Raw genomic sequence first — 19,186 nt, 5'->3', positions numbered from 1 at the left:
TAGAAAATGGTAAGAGCTTCTGGATAAGCGGTTTTGAAACCAAAATTTTGATAAGATTTGTTTATTAACTTTGTTGAGTGTTGTTTTATGCAATCTTATTCACTATTTGCCCCTGCTAAAATAAATCTTCATTTAGAAATTATTGGCGATCGCCCTGATGGCTACCATGAATTAGTGATGATCATGCAAAGTGTTGCCCTAGGGGATGTTATTGACATCAGAGCCAATGGAAAAGAGGAAATTCGAGTTTTTTGTCAAAATCCCCAAGTACCCCTTGATAGTAGCAATTTAGCCCATAAGGCTGTGCAGTTGATGCAAAAAAATTATCCTGCCCAAGCCCATAATTTTGGGGGGGTTGATATTCACATTGAGAAAAATATTCCCGTATGTGCAGGGTTAGCGGGGGGCTCAACCAATGCGGCGGCGGTGTTAGTGGGTATTAATTTATTGTGGGGATTAGGGTTAACCCAGCCCGAATTAAGGGATTTAGCCACCTATCTCGGCTCCGATGTACCTTTTTGTATTGCGGGGGGAAGTGCGATCGCCACGGGAAGAGGGGAAGAAATTGAGCCGTTACCCCACCTAGATAATATTTGGGTAATCCTTGCTAAATATAGTAATATCAGTGTTTCTACTCCTTGGGCCTATAAAACCTATCGGGAAAAATTTCATGATCAATATGTTCAAGATAGCCATGGCATAAGTCAGCGCACCCATGCCGTCCACTCCGGGGCATTAGTAAGGGCGATCGCCCATCACGACTCCAAACAAATCGGCAAACTACTATACAACGACCTCCAAAAAACCGTTTTACCCGAATATCCCGAAGTAAAAAACCTCATCGACAGCTTTAAAACCCAAGACATTCTTGGTACCATGATGTCAGGCTCAGGCCCGACTGTCTTTGCCCTCTGTGAAAACGAAAATAAGGCAAACCAGATCAAAAATACCATCACCCAACAAATTAACGATCCAAACCTAGAAATGTGGGTAACAAAAGTGTGTCCCCATGGCATCATCACCACCCAACACAAATAACCATGGAAATCAAAAAATTAGTCGAAAAACACTTAGAAAACAATCAACCATCCGCATGGTTTGAAGAATTATACGCCCAAGCCAACCATAACCCCGCACAAATCCCCTGGGCAGCCCAAAAACCCAGTCATCAATTGATAGAATGGCTAGAAAATAATCCTCTCCATGGCAACCAAAAACCTCAAGCCGTGGTCATAGGATGTGGCTTAGGAGACGATGCCCAAGCCCTTGCCCAAGCAGGTTATGCCGTTACCGCCTTCGATGTTTCCCCCACCGCCATCAGTTGGTGTAAGCAAAGATTTCCTAATAGCCCCGTAGATTATGTTACCGCCGATATTTTTAATTTACCTTCAGATTGGCAAGAAAAATTTGACCTCATCTGGGAATGTCGCACCATTCAAGCCCTACCCCTAGATGTCCGTAATCAAGTTATTGAAGCCGTCACTTCCCTAGCAAAACCCACGGGCAAAATACTGATTTTAACCCACATCAGAGACACAGAAGAAGCCCCCAGTGGGCCTCCTTGGGCTTTATCACAAGGGGAATTAAATCAATTCACGAGCCTAGGATATTCAGAAAATAATCGCTCTATCATCCATCGAGAAGATAACCCCATATCCATTGCCATGGTTGAGTATCAAATGGGTAACGGACAATAGGCAACGGGGAACAGTTTTTCAAGGTTTATGGTTGTACATTGATAAGCTAATTATCTCTATTAGGTATATTAACTGGTATTATTTGATGTCCATTTTAAAAGGAAGAATGGTGTAAATGCGGTTAGGCTTTTTGATAATATCTGCCAACTCTAACTCTGAGTTGAGATTCCAAATGACGTTGGCAAGGGCTACTTTATCAAGATTATTGGCACTCAAGTTTGCACTGCCTAGGGCGGTTAGTAGTTCATTTTCCCAATTTCTTCTTTGGGGAAACTCTTGGATTTTAAATTGGTCATTCAACTCTAAAACGGTATTAAGATATTCAATGGCACTGTCTAAGCCCCCAATTTCATCTACTAAACCTACTTCTTGGGCAACACTACCTAACCAAACTCTACCTTGGGCGATTTCATCGACTTCGGAGACGGATAGGCTTCGGGATTGGGCTACTTTTTCGAGGAAAAGGTTATAAATTTGGTCAACGTTACTTTGATAAATCTCAATTTCTTGGTCTGTTTTAGCTTGAAAGGTGTTGCCAATATCTGCTAATTCGTTGGTTTTAATGATGTCTGTGTTGATACCTACATTGTTGGCGATGTCTTCGAGGTTAAAGAGTAAGCCAAAAACCCCGATAGAGCCTGTGATGGTGCCTTCGTTGGCAAATATTTTTTCCCCTGCGGTGGCTATCCAATAACCCCCAGAGGCGGCCACATCCCCCATGGAGATTACCACGGGCATTTCTTGGGCCGTTAGTTCCAATTCTCTGGCAATGCGTTCCGATGCGATCGCACTTCCCCCGGGGCTATTGATCCTCACCACTACCCCTTTTATATTCTCATCTTCTCTAATTTTTTCGATTTCCCGCGCCATGCGATCGCCCCCTACTTCTCCCACTCTACCCATACCATCAACGATGTTACCGTCAATATGAAGCAGGGCAATGGTATCTTTAACATTTTGAGTATTTTGTTTATTAGTAATTTCCACATATTTTCTAATATCAATAGTTGGCATGGATTCACTATTTTCATTATTAGAAATAATCTTTAAATTATCATTTACTTCATCAAGATAACTAATACTATCAACTAACTCTAATTCTTGAGCTTCCTGAGCTTTTAATAAACCAATATTATCTGCAATATTATTAATATTAAGAGGAGTTATAGCACGACCACTGGTAATTTCATCGGTGTATATATCCCATAAATTTGTCAATAATTCTTCTGTTTGTAACTGACTTTCAGGACTAAAATCATTTCTGGTAAAAGGTTCCACCGCCGATTTATATTGACCTACCCTAATTACTTGTACTCCGATACCGTATTTTTCGAGGGCTTCAGCAAAAAATAATTGAGCAGAACTTAAACCATTCATCTCCATAGAACCCAAAGGATTGATATGAATTTCATCGGCAAGGGAAGTTAAGAAATAGTCTTTTTCTCCCAAAGAAACGTTATAAGAAATTATCTTTTTACCACTATCCTTAAAGTTTTCTAAGGCCGTTCTAATCTCTGCCAAACTACCATATCCCGTATTAATATTACCCTTACTACCATCTAAAAATAAAGTCGTAATACGATCATCTTCCGCCGCACGATTAATGGCCGTGGTAATTTGTCTGAGGCTCAAAATACTGGGGCTTTCTTCCCCTAAAACCACCGTTAAAGGGCGATCGCCCGTACTATCACTAATTTGACTACTGAGGTTAAAAACCAACACCGATTGATTTTCCACTTGGGGGGTACTACTACTCATCAACAAAGCCATGAAAAAGAAAAATAAACCCCCCGCACTAAGGGCAAAAAAGAAAAATAACCCCGCTAAACTACCGATAAAACTAGCAAAAGTTTGTTGTAAAAATTTTTTCATGGTACTATTTCAATCTTATCCCTTTCTCTCAGGGCGAATTACTCAACATCTCTACTATAGGAGAATAATTGATAATTGATAATTGAAAATGAACAATGGATAATTAGGGGTACAGAAAAAGTGTAATCATTGGAGCGGAGAATAGACCATGGGCAATGATTATCCCCACACACAAAGAATGGACGAATAGCAACTATGATAAGCTATTGTTTGATTGTATTAGTATTTTTATAGTAAATTAATGACAGGTTTAGCCTTATTAAGTGTTTCCGACAAAACAGGTATTGTCGAATTAGCCCAAGTATTAGTCAGTGAATTTGGCTTTGAAATTGTCAGTAGTGGTGGTACCGCCAAAACCCTCCAATCCGCAGGCATTGCAGTGACAAAAGTGAGTGACTATACAGGCTCACCCGAAATTTTGGGGGGTAGAGTCAAAACCTTACATCCTCGCATCCATGGGGGTATCCTTGCCCGTAATACCCAAGAAGATTTAGCAGATTTACAAGCTAATGATATTAGGGCTTTTGATGCGGTGGTAGTAAATTTATACCCCTTCGAGCAGACCATCGCCGATCCTAATTGTACCCTAGCTGATGCCATCGAAAAAATTGACATTGGTGGCCCTGCCATGGTGAGGGCGACGGCGAAAAATTATCACCATGTGGCGGTATTAACTAACCCTGCCATGTATAATCAATATATCGAAGAATTGAGAGCTAATGGCGGTAAAACTACCCTCGAATTTCGTCAAGCTCGTTCAGCAGAAGCCTTTGCCATGACGGCAAGTTATGATCAGGCTATTTGTCGTTATTTTGGTGAAGTTGCCCCAGAAACTCAGGGTTACTATGGCATCGGTGGACAAAAAATTGCTACCCTACGTTATGGAGAAAACCCCCATCAACAGGCTAGTTGGTATCAAAGCGGTAGTCAAAAAACTGGTTGGGCTGGGGCGCAGCAGTTACAAGGAAAGGAGTTAAGTTATAACAATTTGGTGGATTTAGAGGCCACTAGAAGGATTATAGCTGAGTTTCCTAATGATGAACCAGCGGCGGTAATTGTAAAGCATACTAACCCGTGTGGGGTGGCGGTGGGTTCTAGTTTGATAGATGCTTATAATAAGGCTTATCAGGCGGATTCCATCTCGGCTTTTGGGGGCATTGTGGCGTTAAATCGTCCCATTGATGCTCCTACGGCTACGGCCATGGGCAAGATTTTCTTAGAGTGTATCGTGGCACCCGATTGCACTGAGGAGGCAAAACAAATCTTAGCTAAGAAGCCTAATTTAAGGGTGTTGATTCTCTCGGACTTATATGCTGGTAGTCAGGATAACATAAAGGCGATCGCCGGGGGCTTTTTAGTTCAAGATAATGATATACAAATCGAATATCCTGAGCAATGGGAAATTGTCACCGAGAAAAAACCCACCGAAGAACAGTTAAAAGAGTTATTCTTTGCTTGGAAGATTGTTAAACATGTAAAATCCAATGCGATCGCCATTAGCAAAAATCGTACTACCCTCGGTATCGGTGCAGGGCAGATGAATCGGGTAGGTTCAGTCAAAATCGCCCTAGAACAGGCAGGAGATCAAGCCCAAGGGGCTTATTTAGCCAGTGATGCCTTTTTTCCCTTTGATGACTCCGTGCGCACTGCCGCCGCCGCAGGTATCACAGCGATAATTCAACCAGGAGGCTCTATCAAAGATAAAGACTCCATCAAAGCCGCCGATGAGTTGGGTTTGGTAATGGTATTTACTGGGGTAAGGCATTTCTTACACTAAGACGATTGAAATGGAGGTAGGCAATGGGCGCACAGCCCATTGTTGAGAAAAGAATTAAGTAGCCCATGGTTATACTAGATATATTTCAAATAAAACTATGGGTATCATCTGGTGAAAAGTAGTAATTATCGAATGTTAAGCCTAGTAGGAGAAGGGCAGTTTGGTAAAGTATATAGTGCCATTCATCGACAGACAGGGGAATTGTTTGCCCTCAAGCAGTTGGATGCCCAAAAGTTTTCTACGAAGAAGTTTTTACGAGAAATTAGAATTTTATTAAGTTTAGACCATGAAAATGTTATCCGTTGTCAAGGTTTAGAACATAGTACAAAAGATCGTTTCTTAGTCACAGAATATTGTGATAGTGGTACCCTAAGAGATTTTATTGATAGTTCTATTCCATTGAATATAGAACAAAAATTAAAGATAATTGTTGATGTTTTATCGGGGTTAGCTTCTATCCATTTAAAGGGGATTATTCATCGGGATTTGAAGCCAGAAAATATTTTATTAACGGTTTCTCCTAATGGTTGGGTGGCAAAAATATCAGACTTTGGGGTAGCAAAAATTGAGGCGGAGGACAAGGGAAATGATATGAATAGTTTGGGGGATACGGGTTCCCCTGCTTATATGGCGCCAGAGCAGTTTTATGGTAAATATTCCTACAGTTCAGATATTTACGCCATGGGAGTTATATTATATGAACTATTGACGGGAAAACGCCCTTTTTCGGGTAGCCCCAAGGAGATTATGATAGGGCATCTCAATCATTTACCTGATATTCCTGAAAGTTTATCTCCGTTGTTACAGGATATATTAAAAATGGCTTTGGCGAAGTTACCGAGTCATCGTTTTCGCACGGCAAAGGAGATGAAGGCAAGGATTTTAGAGTGTTTACTAAGTTTAGATACGGTTTTTCTGGAAAGAAATCCTTTTTTTGATGGTTGTCTAAAAGATTTTGATGGTAATTGTGATACTGATACCATTGAAATTTTAGATGATTGTTTTAATTATTTTGTAGTTACTAATGATTGTTTTTATTTTGCAAATAATAATAAATTTGTTGCTAAAAAGTATCAAATTACTGATGATAAAATAACAATTATTTCTAAGAAAGAATATACTTTTGAAGGTACTATTATTGACTTGCAAACCCTTAATAATGGTTGTTTTGTAGTAGTTAAAAAGGGTACTAATATTTATTGTTATAGTTTAATTTCTTTATGTGAAGAAGTTTCTCTTTTATATTCTTTTTCTGCTGATAGTTTTCTAAGTGCGATCGCCCCTAATGGTCAATGGTTAACCCTAGGGATAAATGATAATTTACATAAAAAATTCCAACTAATAAGACTAGATAATTTAACTTGTTCGATGCCTCAAATAGATGATTTTTCTCCCAAGGAAATCATTATCCTTGATCAAGGCCATGGAGTAGTAACATTTGAGCAAAAAGAAGTTAATAAAAACTATTCATTTTGGAAATTTTTTACAAGAAAAGGCGATTGGTATCATAATTACTGTATTCCCTTACCTTTGGAGAATATCAAAGTTAATCAAAAAAATAAAAACTATTTTTTAGCTAGGGAAAAGTTTACTAACTACGTAATCTTAATTAACCTTAAACCTTTTAACGTACAAAGAATTCCCTTAAGTTTTTACGCTGATTTTATTATATCTTTTGATAAATATTTTATCGGTGCCAACTCCCTCGGAAAAATAGTAATACTAGATCTGAAAGGGAATCTAATTAATAGTTTTAACTTGCAGCAAAAAATTGTTGATCTTCATAATTTAAACAATCGAATGTTAATTATCTCGATGGTAATAGAAAATAAATGTCACATAGTTTCTTTGAACAATGATAAAGTAATAAATAAAACTATTTAAGAAATTCATATATGAACCTAAAACGAGCGCTCTTAGCCATCATAACCATCGTATCCCTATCAAGTGTATTTTTTGCCCTGAGCCAAAGTTTAACAGAACCTCAAGTTCAATCCCAACTAGAATTATATCAAACTAACCTCATCCTCAATGTTGCCGAATTAGAAGAATCATCCGATGAAAACTTAAGCCAAATTGCCCCTAGTTTAGTCGGTACAAATCCCTATCAAGTAGCAGAAAACCAATATAAAAATGTCTTAGATGGTGTTATTAAACAAGAGCAAGAAAAAGAAGCAGAATTAATTAATATATCCGAAACCCCTAGACAACAAATTAAACAAAGTTTAAATCAAAATCAAGAATTAATAGAACAATTAACTATCAAATTAGGTATCATAAAAGCTGTTCAAAATCAACCCCAAGAAGCCGCTCAATATTGGCAAAAAATACCTGATAATTTAGTAGCATCAACCCTCAATAATCTTTGGCAATCTGAAGTAACCATAGAGGATAATACGGAGACGATTATTACCGAAAACTTAGATGATTGGTTTAAATTAACTGTCTTAAAACAGTATTATCAACTAGAAGATAATCAAGATAGATTTTTAGAAGTTAAAGCACAACAACAAACCCTAGCGGAAAAAGCAACCGTTAGATTAATTATCCTGAGCGTTATTCCTTTTTTTGGAGGAGTTATCGGCACAGGTTTAATACTCTTTTTATTAATTCAATGGTTACTGAAAAAAGAATCATCCATCCTAGCGGTAAATGGCACTTTATCATGGGAATTAAAATGGGATTGGGAAACCATTCTACAAGTATTAATTATTGGTTTTTTATTCATTTCTCAAATACTCTTACCAATTCTATTTAGTGTCAGCGGTTTTAATCCCGTCGGTTTAAGCATTAGGGGCAAGGCTTTATATGTATTAGTTAGCTATTTCTTGATGGCTGGAAGTGGTTTATTGGTTTTATATCTATCCATCAAGCCTTTTTTTCCTCTGCCCGAAGGTTGGTTTAAATTGACCAATAAAAATTGGTTTTGGTGGGGTTTAGGAGGTTATGTCACCGCCATTCCCCTCGTGTTTTTGGTATCTTTCCTTAATCAACAAATTTGGCATGGGCAAGGGGGGAGTAATCCTTTGTTGATGTTGGCGTTAGAATCTCAGGATAAGGTTGCCCTGTTTATTTTCTTTGTTACCGCTTCCGTGGCAGCACCTATTTTTGAAGAGATTATATTTCGTGGCTTTTTACTACCCTCTCTTACTCGTTATATGCCAGTATGGGGTGCCATTGTACTTAGTGGATTCATCTTTGCGATCGCCCATCTTAGCTTATCAGAAATTTTACCCTTAGCAACCCTAGGAATTTTATTAGGGGTAGTTTATAGTCGCTCTCGCAGTTTATTATCTTCGATTATGGTGCATAGTTTGTGGAATAGTGGCACTTTATTTAGTCTATTTTTATTGGGTAGTAAACTCAATTAATCCCCTGACTAAAACTCTATGGCTGATGGGGAATAAGAAATTTAACACTTTTTTTAACTTAATTCCCCTACCCAAATAATTAAATATTTGTCAAAACATAAAAGATTTAACTAAAGCCATAAATGCTCAAAATTTTTTACAACTAATACTAAGTCCAATTTATAAACTATATTTTTCTGTACGGAGCAATGTAATATTAACTTTCTTTAAGTTGGTAAAAATAAGTTTTTAATTGATTAGAATAGGGTTATTTTAGACCATAACAATAAATATATTACTAAAAAAACATAAATATTACCCTTAATAAACTATCATTAAAAACATGAATAACCAACCCTTAGATGATGACAATTTCGAGAAACAACAACAACTTCGTCAAGAAGAAGAAGCCTACAAACTCCATAAAAGAGAAAGGGAATTAAAAGCACAACAAAGAGCCTCTACATTCACTTGGATTATTAATACCATTTATGTATTAGTAGGATTTTTACAAGTATTATTATTTATCAGACTCCTATTGCGTCTTTTGGGTGCAAATCCCGAAAATCAGTTTGCCCAATTTATCTATGGGGTTTCTGATCCATTTATGACACCTTTTGCTACCCTATTTATTAGCCCCGTATCCGATGAAACCATGAATCCTATCGGTGGGATGAACGTTTTTGACCTTAACGTTATGGTAGCAATAATTGTCTATGCCCTTTTAGGGTGGTTAGGTATTACCATCGTCAGGTATCTATTTAAACGCCCTTAGCCACCAAAAGACCACAATACTATTTGCCATTATGCCGTTGTTTGTAACAAATTAACCAAACGAGAAATTTGCTCCCGATTAAACACTTGAGCGAGGGTATCAGCGGCAGTTTCAGGGTCTAATGTTAGCAGAATTTGAGGCATTTTTGATTGTGCCAACTGCTCTAAACCTTGGGATGGGGCAATTTCTGAGCCTTTTCCCACTTCCAAACAATCCCCTGCCAATTTAATTTCTTTGATGATAACAGGGGCTAGTAAACGATAAGAATGCTTTGGATTATTAATTGCTTTTTGGGCAGATTTTAAGAGGTTTTTCCAACCGTTTTCCTCGGGGGCAAGTTGAATTAATTTATCACAAACTCCCTCTAACTGTTGACGATTATCGGGGGTTGACTCTTGCTTAAAAATAACTAACATTCTCTGTAATAACTGTCTTACTTCTGAGATAATGTCGTCCTTTGGCACCGCTATGAGTGAAGGAGAAGAAGCCCTAACCGACTCGGAAGTAACTTTTGGTGCTTTAGGAATATCTCCATCCACCAATTGTAATAAATAATTCTGTAATTCTACAAAATGAGGTTCCGCAGCTTGAAGGATTCCCTCCCCCTCTTCTTCTTTTAAGCCAAAAGGCCCTTGTAAACGTTCTAGTAAATCTTGTAAGATGTCGTAAGCCTTAAGAAAAAGACTCTCTAAAGTTTGATCAGGTTCGATGGTTTGATCTTTAATTACTTTGAAAGCATCTTCTAGACGGTGGGCTGTGGTTTGGATACTGGTAAATCCTAGCATGGCAGCACCCCCTTTGATGGAGTGGGCAGCCCTAAATAATTCGTTGACACTCTCCTCATCGTTAATGACGGAGGATAAATCTAAAATCCCTTTTTCAATGGTTTCTAAATGCTCTTTAGCTTCTTCAATGAAGTAGCCCACAATTTTGTCGTTGTTACCGCCATCCATGATTTTCCACCTCACACATCAATTAGGATCTTCATCTATAATAATAGCTGATTCTGGATTTTTTTCCATACTAGGTAGTTTAAGTAAAATACCGATGCTTAACCAATAATAAATATTAACGGGATCTACCACTAGGGGATAATAGTATGGATTATAGCTAATAAAAACTACAAAAATCCAAAGACATAGGGCTACTTTTTTAATGATTTTATCTTCTGTTTTTTGATAGGCTTGATAACCGAAAATAACTAAGATGGTGGCAAAAACATAAAATGATATTAGTCCTAAAAATCCCATTTCGTAAATCAATTGAGCGGGAAAAATTTCAATTAATTGAACATTTCCAAATCTTCTAGCAGCACTTAAAGTTACTCCTATTCCATTACCTAAAATTCCTCTTTGATTATTTAATACGGTAGCAAAAGTATTCATCAAAAAGTTAGTAGGGGGAGAGACTCTCCAGCGCCCCAAAAAATTGTTAATGGCACTTTGGACAAAGCCAAGATTTAAACTTACAATAATGATTGAAAGGGTTACTCCTACCCTGATGCCTAATTTTTTGATTCTATTTTCTGTAATTAATTGTAAAATTATTAGAAATAATGGAGCCAGTAATAGGGCTACTCTTTGACCAGAAATAATACTACAAATAATGACTAAAAAACAAGCTAGCCAACTAAGATAATTCCATATTTTTTCCTTTAAAAGAATGGTGCCAATGGTGGTAAAAAAGATGCTAGAAATTAGAAACCATCCCCATTGCCAAGGGGCAACGAATGTTCCGGGTAAACGAATTAAGTTCCAGTCGGGGTAGTATAATAAAGAGCCTCCAATTAAACATCTGGCTTGTAAGGTGGTGCGGTTAAATGCGGGGGCAGGTAAGTCAACACTACCGATGCAAAGTCCTGCATTCAAAGCATAATATTGAAATAGGGTTAAAAGACAACAGATTGAAATTAAGACTATTTGTAGTTTGATGATTCTACTAAGGTGGTTTTTGCTTTTGGTGAGGTAGTATCCGCATAAAATTAGGGGAATATAACCTAACCATATTTTTAAACCGATGATACCCCCTAGGATTTGATTTCCTTGTCCTCCTTGAAAATGGTTGGGTATATTGATAACAAAGAAGTGTAGTAGGGTTATGAGGGTAAAGGTTATCATACCCCAGATGATGGCTCGATATTTTTGATAGTTTTCTTGATAATCTTCTTTTTTGTAGCCTAGAATAATGGCAATTAGGGCAGGAATATAAAATACATCGATGATAATTTGCAGGATAATGTATTGAGAAGTAAAACTAATAAATGCCCCATCTACAATATATGTACCGGGAATTATATAGGTTATGGTACCTCCGAAGCATAGATATATTAAAAACAGATATAAACTCGTTTGGGGATATTTATAGAGATATGCCCCCGCTATGATTAATAGTATTCCGACAATAAATCCTTTTATTCCTGATAGTACATATAATAACAGGGGAAGGGCGATCGCACTTAGTCCTAAAATAAAAAAAGGCAGATATTTTTTCATAAAAACTACGAAAGATAAAAGAAAATAGAAAATATTTATTTTTTAAGAGTTAAAACTTTTTTGTCTGGACTATCTAAGGAATAATGTTGGTCTCCATAATGAAACACTACTATATAATTGATAAAAAAGTATGATAAATCTAACCATATGATTAATACTAGCCTTATCAACTTAGATGAAATAAATCAACCCATTCAAAATGCAAAACCAGAAGTTCAAAAAATTATAGAACAGGTTTTAAAATTAGAAAGAGAGAGACTATATAATAACAACCTTCGCCATATTAATGATGATATTGTAAAAATAATCAAACAGAATATTCAATGAAACTAATCTCTTTACAAACTAATAATTTTAGACAGTTTTATGGAGAAACTCCCGTTATTTATTTTAGTGGAGGAGAGAAACACACAACTATTATTCATGGTAACAACGGTGCGGGTAAAACAACCCTATTAAATGCCTTTACGTGGGTACTATACGAAAAGTTTACCCCTGCTTTTTCATCCCCTCATTTACTAATAAACAAAAAAGCTATTAACGAAGTAGAAAAGGGCGTAAATATTGAATGTTCAGTCATAATTGTATTTGACCATAATTATATTCGCTATCAGTTAAAAAGAAAATGTTTAGTGTGTAGAAATACTCAAAATAAATTAGAAACCAGCCCCTCAATTCTCTCCATGATGGTAATGGCCGATGATGGTACATGGAAATATCCCCAAGAAAAACCAGAGGATATTATTGAAAGAATTTTACCCAGTAGTTTACATCAATATTTCTTCTTTGACGGGGAGCAAATTGAGCAGATTTTTCGCTCTGGGGAAAGAAAAAAGATAGCAGAAGATACCAAAGAATTAATTGGCGTAAGGTTATTAGAAAGAGCAATAATCCATCTCAAAAATGCACGGAAAAGTTTACAAGATGAATTGTCTTCCCTCGGTGATATAGAAGTAAAAAAAACCATCAAACAAAAAAGAGAATTAGAGCAGAAAAAAGAAACACAAGAGAAGCAAAATCAATTAATTATTTCCCGTTTAAATAAACTAGCAGAAGATAAACAAGCTATATCCCATCAACTATTAGCCATGGGTGAAGTTAAAACCTTAGAAACCCTTAGAAATAAATTATCTCAAGATGCTAAAAATTATCGTAGTCAATTAGTAACCCATCGTCAGAAAATAAAAAAAATTATCTCCCGTCAAGGTTATTTAATTTATCTTCAAGGGGCGATCGCCCAGTTTCATAGTATAGTAGATAAACTAAGGGAAAAAGGACAACTACCCAGCGGAATAAAAAAAGAATTTGTTAACCACTTACTAGAACAAAATCGCTGTATTTGTGGTACAGAATTAATAGAAGGAAATCAACCCTACCAAGAAGTGCAAAAATGGATGAATAAAGCAGGGGTTGCCAAAATAGAAGAAGAAGCCATCCGTTTAGATACCCAAGTAAAAACCATCGAATCCTATCCTGAGAATATATACCAAGAAATTGACCAATATCAATATCAAATAGGGGAATATCGAGAAAAACTAAGCCACATAGAAAATGAAATCGATAAAATAAACGAAAAACTAAGAATATATCCCGATAAAAATATTCAATCAGCCCAAAAAGAATTAGATAACATTGAACAACATATCCGAAACTTAACCCTCAATCAAGGAGAAACAAACCTACAAATAGAAACCATCAGCGAAGACATAAAAAACCTTGAAAAAACCATCAAAAAACAAGAAATAAAAGCCCAAAAATATCAACTCACCCAAAAAAGAATTAACGCCACCGAAGAATCCATAAAAAGTCTCCAAGAAGTCAAAATCAGACTAGAAAATCAATTTCGTCTTGCCCTCGAAAAAAGACTACAAGAAATATTTAGCTCAATTTCCTTTACCCCTTACCAACCACAACTCAACGAAAACTACGAATTAAACCTCATGGAAAATACCTCAGGTATGCCCCTAGATGTTGCCGCCTCCACCGGGGAAAATCAAATTCTTAGCCTTTCCTTTATCGGTGCTATCATCGACATGGTAAAACAATGGTCAAAAGAAAACAGTATCATCCAACCCTCCACCCATGAATTTCCCATCATCATGGATTCCCCCTTCGGTAGTTTAGACGAAATCTATCGCACCCAAGTAGCCAAAGCGATTCCCCAACTAGCCAATCAACTGGTGGTATTAGTCACCAAAACCCAATGGAGAATTGAAGTAGAAAAAGAAATGGATAACTATATCCATCGTCAATATGTCTTAGTTTATCGCTCACCAAAACAAGACTGCCAAGAAGACTACATTACCTTATATGGTAACCAATATCCCCTCGTCAAAAAAAGTGATAATCAATTTGAATATACTGAAATAATAGAAGTATCACAACCCGTGACAATCCCAGAGAAATTCTGGTAAATTAAAGGATTGTATCCGCAATTATCACATCCCCAGAGAAATAATTAAAAACCGCAAAAATTACCATGACAACTACACTAAAAAACAAAGTTGATGATAAAAAAGTCGTCAAAGAATATTTTAATGCCACAGGGTTTGAACGTTGGCGTAATATTTATGGCAATGGTACAGTAAACAAAGTACAGCTAGATATTAGGCAAGGACATCAACAAACCATCGATAAAGTAGTAAAGTGGTTACAAGATGACGGTAATCTTTCCCAACTATCTATCTGCGATGCAGGTTGTGGAGTGGGTAGTTTAACCATTCCCCTCGCCCAAGATGGGGCAACGGTTTTCGCCAGTGATATATCTGCCAAAATGGTAGGAGAAGCCGCCGAAAAAATTAAACAGGTAATGACAAATCCCCGTAACGTTAGGTTAGCGGTGCAAGACTTAGAGTCTATTCGGGGAGAGTATGACACCGTTATTTGTTTAGATGTACTTATTCACTATCCCACCGAAGATGCCGCTGCAATGATTAGCCATCTTGCTTCCTTGGCAAAGTCTCGATTGATTTTAAGTTTTGCACCCAAAACTCCCTTTTTAACTATTTTAAAGAAAATTGGTGAGTTTTTTCCGGGCCCAAGTAAAACCACTAGGGCTTATCAACATAAAGAGGAAGATATTATTAAAATTCTTAATGATAATGGTTTTAACATCAAACGCCAAGAAATGACTAGCACCAGTTTTTATTATTCTCGTCTGTTAGAAGCCGTTAGATAATAAAAGCGCACCCTACTTAATGGGGAGTAACCACAACTCCACCATTAATCTCTTCTAGGTTAACGGAAAAATCTTGCCAAACTTTGCCATCAAGGGCTAACTGCTCAATATAACTCGCCAGACGCAACGCTTTTAGGGCTTGTTCCCCTCCCACGGAGGGTTGATTACCCCCCCTAACACAACTGGCGAAATGCTCTAATTCGGCATGGAGAGGCTCAATATTGCTAGTATATACTTTTTCGATTAGACCATCTTGGCGATAGAGAATTTGTCCATAATCGGTGGTATAGTTAGCGGTGGTTTGACGATGGATTAAAATTTCATTGTTAAGAAAGTCGGCTTCCGTAAGACTCTGACGACAATGGGCGGTGATACGACGTATTTTACGATGGGTTACTTTACTAGCGGTAACGGTGGCAACGATACCATTGGCAAAATTGAGGGTAGCGGTGACATAGTCCAAATATTGAGATTCGGCGGCGCGGCTACCCGTGGCACTTAATTTGGTAACAGGCGCCCCTGCTAATTCTAAAAACAAGTCTAAGTCATGAATCATCAAATCCAGCACTACGGAAACGTCATTTGCCCTATCGGAATAGGGACTCATACGGTGGGCTTCGAGGGCAAGGAGATTTTCTGTTTTAAGAATTTTACTCAATTCCTGAAAGGCGGGGTTAAAACGCTCGATATGCCCTACTTGGAGAATACAATTGGCTTCGGCGGCGGCATTAACTAAAGATTCTGCTTCTTCGATACTGGCGGCGATGGGTTTTTCCATCAATACATGGACTCCTGCCCTAAAGCAGTCTAAGCCTACTTGGTGATGTAATCTGGTGGGGGCGGCGATACAAACGGCATCTACATGGGGTAACATTTCGAGGTAGTTATCAAAAAAACGGGCGCGATATTTACTGGCAATATCTAAACCTCTTTCCACGTTGACATCTGCAATGCCGACTAATTCTACATCTTTGAGGAGACTTAAGACACGGGTATGATGTTGCCCCATATTACCCACCCCAATCACGCCAATTTGTAAAGGATTGTTATGTTGGCGAGGGCTAGGAATATTTTCTAGTCTTTGATATTTCATTTTGTTACTCCTCAACACCAGATTTTTTAAAGTTAATTTCTTTTTAAATTTACCTCAGATACTATCATAGTTACCTTGGTTTTTTGGAAATTTTTTTCGTGGCAGTTGAAATACCGCTTTTTAATGGGAGTATTTTTCTATCATTAATTGTAGGGGTTGCCATTGGCTAATGTCTTGATAAATAGATTTATAACCTTGTACATTGGGATGTAGTCCATCTTCACAAAGGTGATTTTTAATCCAGTTTTCTCCTCTACTTGTCCATAAGTCGAAGGTATCTAGGTAAGGAATATTCAGGGCTTTACAGGCTTGTTTGGTGGCTTCTTTGTAACGATATTGATCCCTACGATTATAATAAAAACAGTCTAGGAAGGGCATTTTTTCTTCATTGACGGGTATCATGCCAATAAAAAAAACTGGGCACAGTTGTTGGGCTTGGTTTAACAACTCCTCTATGTCTTGGCAAAATTTATCGTAATCGGTGAGATTTCTTCCTGCTTTGCGTCCTAGTCTGGGGGAGTCGTTGACACCTACGGAGATAATAATTCTATCGGGGTAGCGATTTCTTAATTCTCCACGATATTTATATTCTAGCCCTAATCTTTCTTTTACTTGGGAAGTGCGATCGCCCCTAATACCCAAATTATACAACACGTGTTCCTGTTCACCATACATCCAACGACGCTTTAAACGCTCAACCCATCCACCTCCTTCCGTATCACCATAGCCATAAATCAAACTATCACCAATGGCAATGACTTTTAGAGGTTGGGGCTTAAATTGAATAGTTTGTCGATTCCCGAATGTTTGCATTGATAATCTAATTTTTTTTTAGTTACCATGATTTTACAACCAATTTACAAATCTTAATAAGTTTATCCACCCATGTCAAATAATAATTCCTCCTACCAAATAAAACTCCTCTACGATGGAGAATGCCCTTTTTGTGTCAAAGAAGTAAATTTTCTCAAGAAAAAAGATAACGGTAGGGGTAAAGTTGCCTTTGTAGATATTTCCTCCCCTGACTATTCCCCCGAAGCCAATCAAAATATTGACTACGCTACTGCCATGGGAAAAATTCACGCCATTATGGCGGATGGTACTATCATTACCAATGTGGAAGTATTTCGCAGAGTTTATGAAATATTGGGTATGGGGTGGATATATGCCATTACCAAAATACCCGTTATCGGTTGGTTAGCTGACCAAATTTACGGCATTTGGGCAAAATATCGTCTCCAATTATCTGGGCGCCCTAATCTCGCAAAAGTTATCAAGGAAAAAGAAAAAGCCTTCTGTAACATCAAATGATACCGAATCCCTAAAGATAAAGTATATTCATAAAACGAACAATGGGCTTAAGTCTATCACCCATTACCTACCTCCATGAGAAATCACCGCTAAAGTTACCCGCTAATCCCTAATGGTAACTTTAATTTTATTAATCCTAGGGCCATCCATATCAGCGATAGTAAAAACAAGATTATCAAAAACATGGGTTTCCTCGATGGTAGGAATTTTTTGCCACTGATAGATTAAAAAGCCCCCTAGGGTAGTATATTCTTCCGTGAGAGGTAAATTAAAATCGAGTAAATCATTTAACTCTTCGAGGTTAATTTGGGCAGAAACCAAGAAATTTTGTTCATCAATTACCGTAACTTCCGACTCTTGATTGGTGATACTTTTTTCCTCATTACCCAAAATTTCATTAATCAAATTTTGCATAGAAACAAGCCCCGCAGTACCCCCATACTCATCCACCACGATAACCATTTTTAACCGTGATTTTTGCATCACATTGAGTAACTCACTTAGGGGAGTAAACTCTGACAAAAACTTCACAGGGCGAATCAAGTCTTTTATGGGTTGATTTAACTTACTTTCGGAGAGATTAGGATAATTATTTTCCCCTGATTCCTTATCATTTTTTCCCAAAAAAGAAACACAGTCTTTGAGGTTGATAATACCCCGAATATCATCCAACGATTCCCCAATAACGGGATAACGGGAATGTCCAGTTTTCGCCACTTCTTCGATTAAGTCTTGATAGGTGGAATCAAAGGATAAATAATCAATGTTGACTCGGGGTGTCATGATTTCCATGGCTTCCACATCCCCAAATTCAAACACATTACTGAGTAACTCCCTTTCTTCGGCTTCTAAGCCCGATGATTCCCTTTCAGTGCGGATGATTAGCTGCAATTCTTCGGGGGTAACTTGTTTATACCACCCCTGCCCTGTATATTCTGCCCCAAATAAACGGAGTAAAAACTTGGTGGACTGATTGAGAATATCAATAAAGGGTTTGAAAATTGTACCGATTACCCGAATGGGGGGCGCAAGGAGTCGGGCTAATTTTTCGGCATATAGCAGGGAAAAGGATTTAGGACATAATTCCCCTAATACTATTTGTAGATATACTAACAGGATAAAAGAGAGGGGAATAGAGACGGAATGGATTAGTATTTGACGAACATTAGGGGATAGGGGTAGGGCGATGATAAATGATTGTAATATTTGTGCCATGGTGCTTTCCCCAATCCATCCCAAGGCAAGGCTAGAAAGGGTGATGCCTAGTTGGGTGGTAGAAAGAAGTCTGTCTAAACTTTTTTGGAGGGTTTGGACGGTTTGGGAGGGTATATCTCCTTCTAATACTAGATGATTAATGCGCGATCGCCTCACAGAAACTATGGCAAACTCCCCCGTCACAAAAAAGGCGTTGATGGCAATGAGGGAAAATATGGCGAGGAATCTAAATCCAATGTCAGGCAAACTCATTTACGTTAGGGATGGAGAATAATTAGGGATAGGTTAAAAAATGTTTTAATGAAGCGCCGTAGAAACAAAATTGTATGTTTTTACTAAGTAAAAAAGATTAGATGATTAGTTATTTATTTATGGTGTTGCTTATTTTGGGTATGTAACAGTATTAAACTACAGTAAATATATAAT

Annotated in this window: 15 protein-coding genes; 9 read left to right on the top strand and 6 right to left on the bottom strand. The window is 37.5% G+C overall.

The genetic code is table 11. The features are described from left to right. Positions 1-87: 87 nt before the first annotated feature. On the top strand, positions 88-1,038 hold the full coding sequence (gene ispE, locus ACXITR_RS07380; protein ID WP_457996594.1) for a 4-(cytidine 5'-diphospho)-2-C-methyl-D-erythritol kinase: 951 nt from the start codon (positions 88-90) through the stop codon (positions 1,036-1,038). Positions 1,039-1,040: 2 nt separating this feature from the next. Next, positions 1,041-1,697 (top strand): class I SAM-dependent methyltransferase, encoded by a 657-nt coding sequence (locus ACXITR_RS07375; RefSeq protein ID WP_457996593.1) that lies wholly within the window; start codon positions 1,041-1,043, stop codon positions 1,695-1,697. A gap of 78 nt (positions 1,698-1,775) precedes the next feature. Here the strand turns inward: ACXITR_RS07375 and sppA are convergent, their stop codons facing one another. Beyond that, entirely contained in the window at positions 1,776-3,569 is a 1,794-nt protein-coding gene (gene sppA / locus ACXITR_RS07370) for a signal peptide peptidase SppA (protein WP_457996592.1), read from the bottom strand. 241 nt (positions 3,570-3,810) lie between these two features. Between sppA and purH the strand changes: the two genes are divergently transcribed. The 4 genes from purH to ACXITR_RS07350 all read left to right on the top strand — a co-directional run bounded on the left by purH (position 3,811) and on the right by ACXITR_RS07350 (position 9,471). Further along, the gene (gene purH / locus ACXITR_RS07365) at positions 3,811-5,346 is read left to right on the top strand and encodes a bifunctional phosphoribosylaminoimidazolecarboxamide formyltransferase/IMP cyclohydrolase (protein ID WP_457996591.1); all 1,536 of its coding nucleotides are present in this window, start codon (positions 3,811-3,813) and stop codon (positions 5,344-5,346) included. A 111-nt stretch (positions 5,347-5,457) separates the two neighbouring features. Continuing rightward, complete coding sequence (locus ACXITR_RS07360; protein WP_457996590.1) at positions 5,458-7,230, top strand: serine/threonine-protein kinase; 1,773 nt, start codon at positions 5,458-5,460, stop codon at positions 7,228-7,230. Between the two features lie 11 nt (positions 7,231-7,241). Beyond that, the gene (locus ACXITR_RS07355) at positions 7,242-8,717 is read left to right on the top strand and encodes a CPBP family intramembrane glutamic endopeptidase (protein WP_457996589.1); all 1,476 of its coding nucleotides are present in this window, start codon (positions 7,242-7,244) and stop codon (positions 8,715-8,717) included. Positions 8,718-9,039: 322 nt separating this feature from the next. Continuing rightward, a complete protein-coding gene (locus ACXITR_RS07350; RefSeq protein ID WP_457996588.1) occupies positions 9,040-9,471 on the top strand; it encodes a YggT family protein in 432 nt (143 codons plus the stop codon). A gap of 29 nt (positions 9,472-9,500) precedes the next feature. On the opposite strand, the gene ACXITR_RS07345 is transcribed toward ACXITR_RS07350, so the two are convergent. Next, entirely contained in the window at positions 9,501-10,424 is a 924-nt protein-coding gene (locus tag ACXITR_RS07345; RefSeq protein ID WP_457996635.1) for an Hpt domain-containing protein, read from the bottom strand. Positions 10,425-10,442: 18 nt separating this feature from the next. Then, positions 10,443-11,963, bottom strand: coding sequence for a hypothetical protein (locus ACXITR_RS07340; RefSeq protein WP_457996587.1), 1,521 nt, complete (start codon positions 11,961-11,963; stop codon positions 10,443-10,445). 323 nt (positions 11,964-12,286) lie between these two features. Here ACXITR_RS07340 and ACXITR_RS07335 point away from each other — a divergent pair, with 323 nt between their 5' ends. Both ACXITR_RS07335 and bchM read left to right on the top strand, forming a co-directional pair. Continuing rightward, the gene (locus ACXITR_RS07335; RefSeq protein ID WP_457996586.1) at positions 12,287-14,377 is read left to right on the top strand and encodes an AAA family ATPase; all 2,091 of its coding nucleotides are present in this window, start codon (positions 12,287-12,289) and stop codon (positions 14,375-14,377) included. A 65-nt stretch (positions 14,378-14,442) separates the two neighbouring features. Continuing rightward, positions 14,443-15,141 (top strand): magnesium protoporphyrin IX methyltransferase, encoded by a 699-nt coding sequence (bchM, locus tag ACXITR_RS07330; protein ID WP_457996585.1) that lies wholly within the window; start codon positions 14,443-14,445, stop codon positions 15,139-15,141. Between the two features lie 16 nt (positions 15,142-15,157). Here bchM and ACXITR_RS07325 read toward each other — a convergent pair whose 3' ends face one another. Together ACXITR_RS07325 and ACXITR_RS07320 are read right to left on the bottom strand one after the other, a co-directional pair. Beyond that, positions 15,158-16,234, bottom strand: coding sequence for a Gfo/Idh/MocA family oxidoreductase (locus tag ACXITR_RS07325; protein WP_457996584.1), 1,077 nt, complete (start codon positions 16,232-16,234; stop codon positions 15,158-15,160). Between the two features lie 120 nt (positions 16,235-16,354). After that, a complete protein-coding gene (locus ACXITR_RS07320; protein WP_457996583.1) occupies positions 16,355-17,047 on the bottom strand; it encodes a GDSL-type esterase/lipase family protein in 693 nt (230 codons plus the stop codon). Positions 17,048-17,119: 72 nt separating this feature from the next. On the opposite strand from ACXITR_RS07320, the gene ACXITR_RS07315 reads away from it, so the two are divergent. After that, positions 17,120-17,545: a thiol-disulfide oxidoreductase DCC family protein gene (locus ACXITR_RS07315; protein WP_457996582.1), complete on the top strand. Its 426-nt coding sequence runs from the start codon at positions 17,120-17,122 to the stop codon at positions 17,543-17,545. Between the two features lie 102 nt (positions 17,546-17,647). On the opposite strand, the gene ACXITR_RS07310 is transcribed toward ACXITR_RS07315, so the two are convergent. Then, the gene (locus ACXITR_RS07310) at positions 17,648-19,012 is read right to left on the bottom strand and encodes a hemolysin family protein (RefSeq protein ID WP_457996581.1); all 1,365 of its coding nucleotides are present in this window, start codon (positions 19,010-19,012) and stop codon (positions 17,648-17,650) included. Positions 19,013-19,186: the final 174 nt, after the last annotated feature.

This window comes from Cyanobacterium sp. (genome assembly GCF_054166785.1).
Note: the sequence above shows the minus strand (reverse complement) of the source record. Positions and strands in the feature narration are given on the sequence as shown.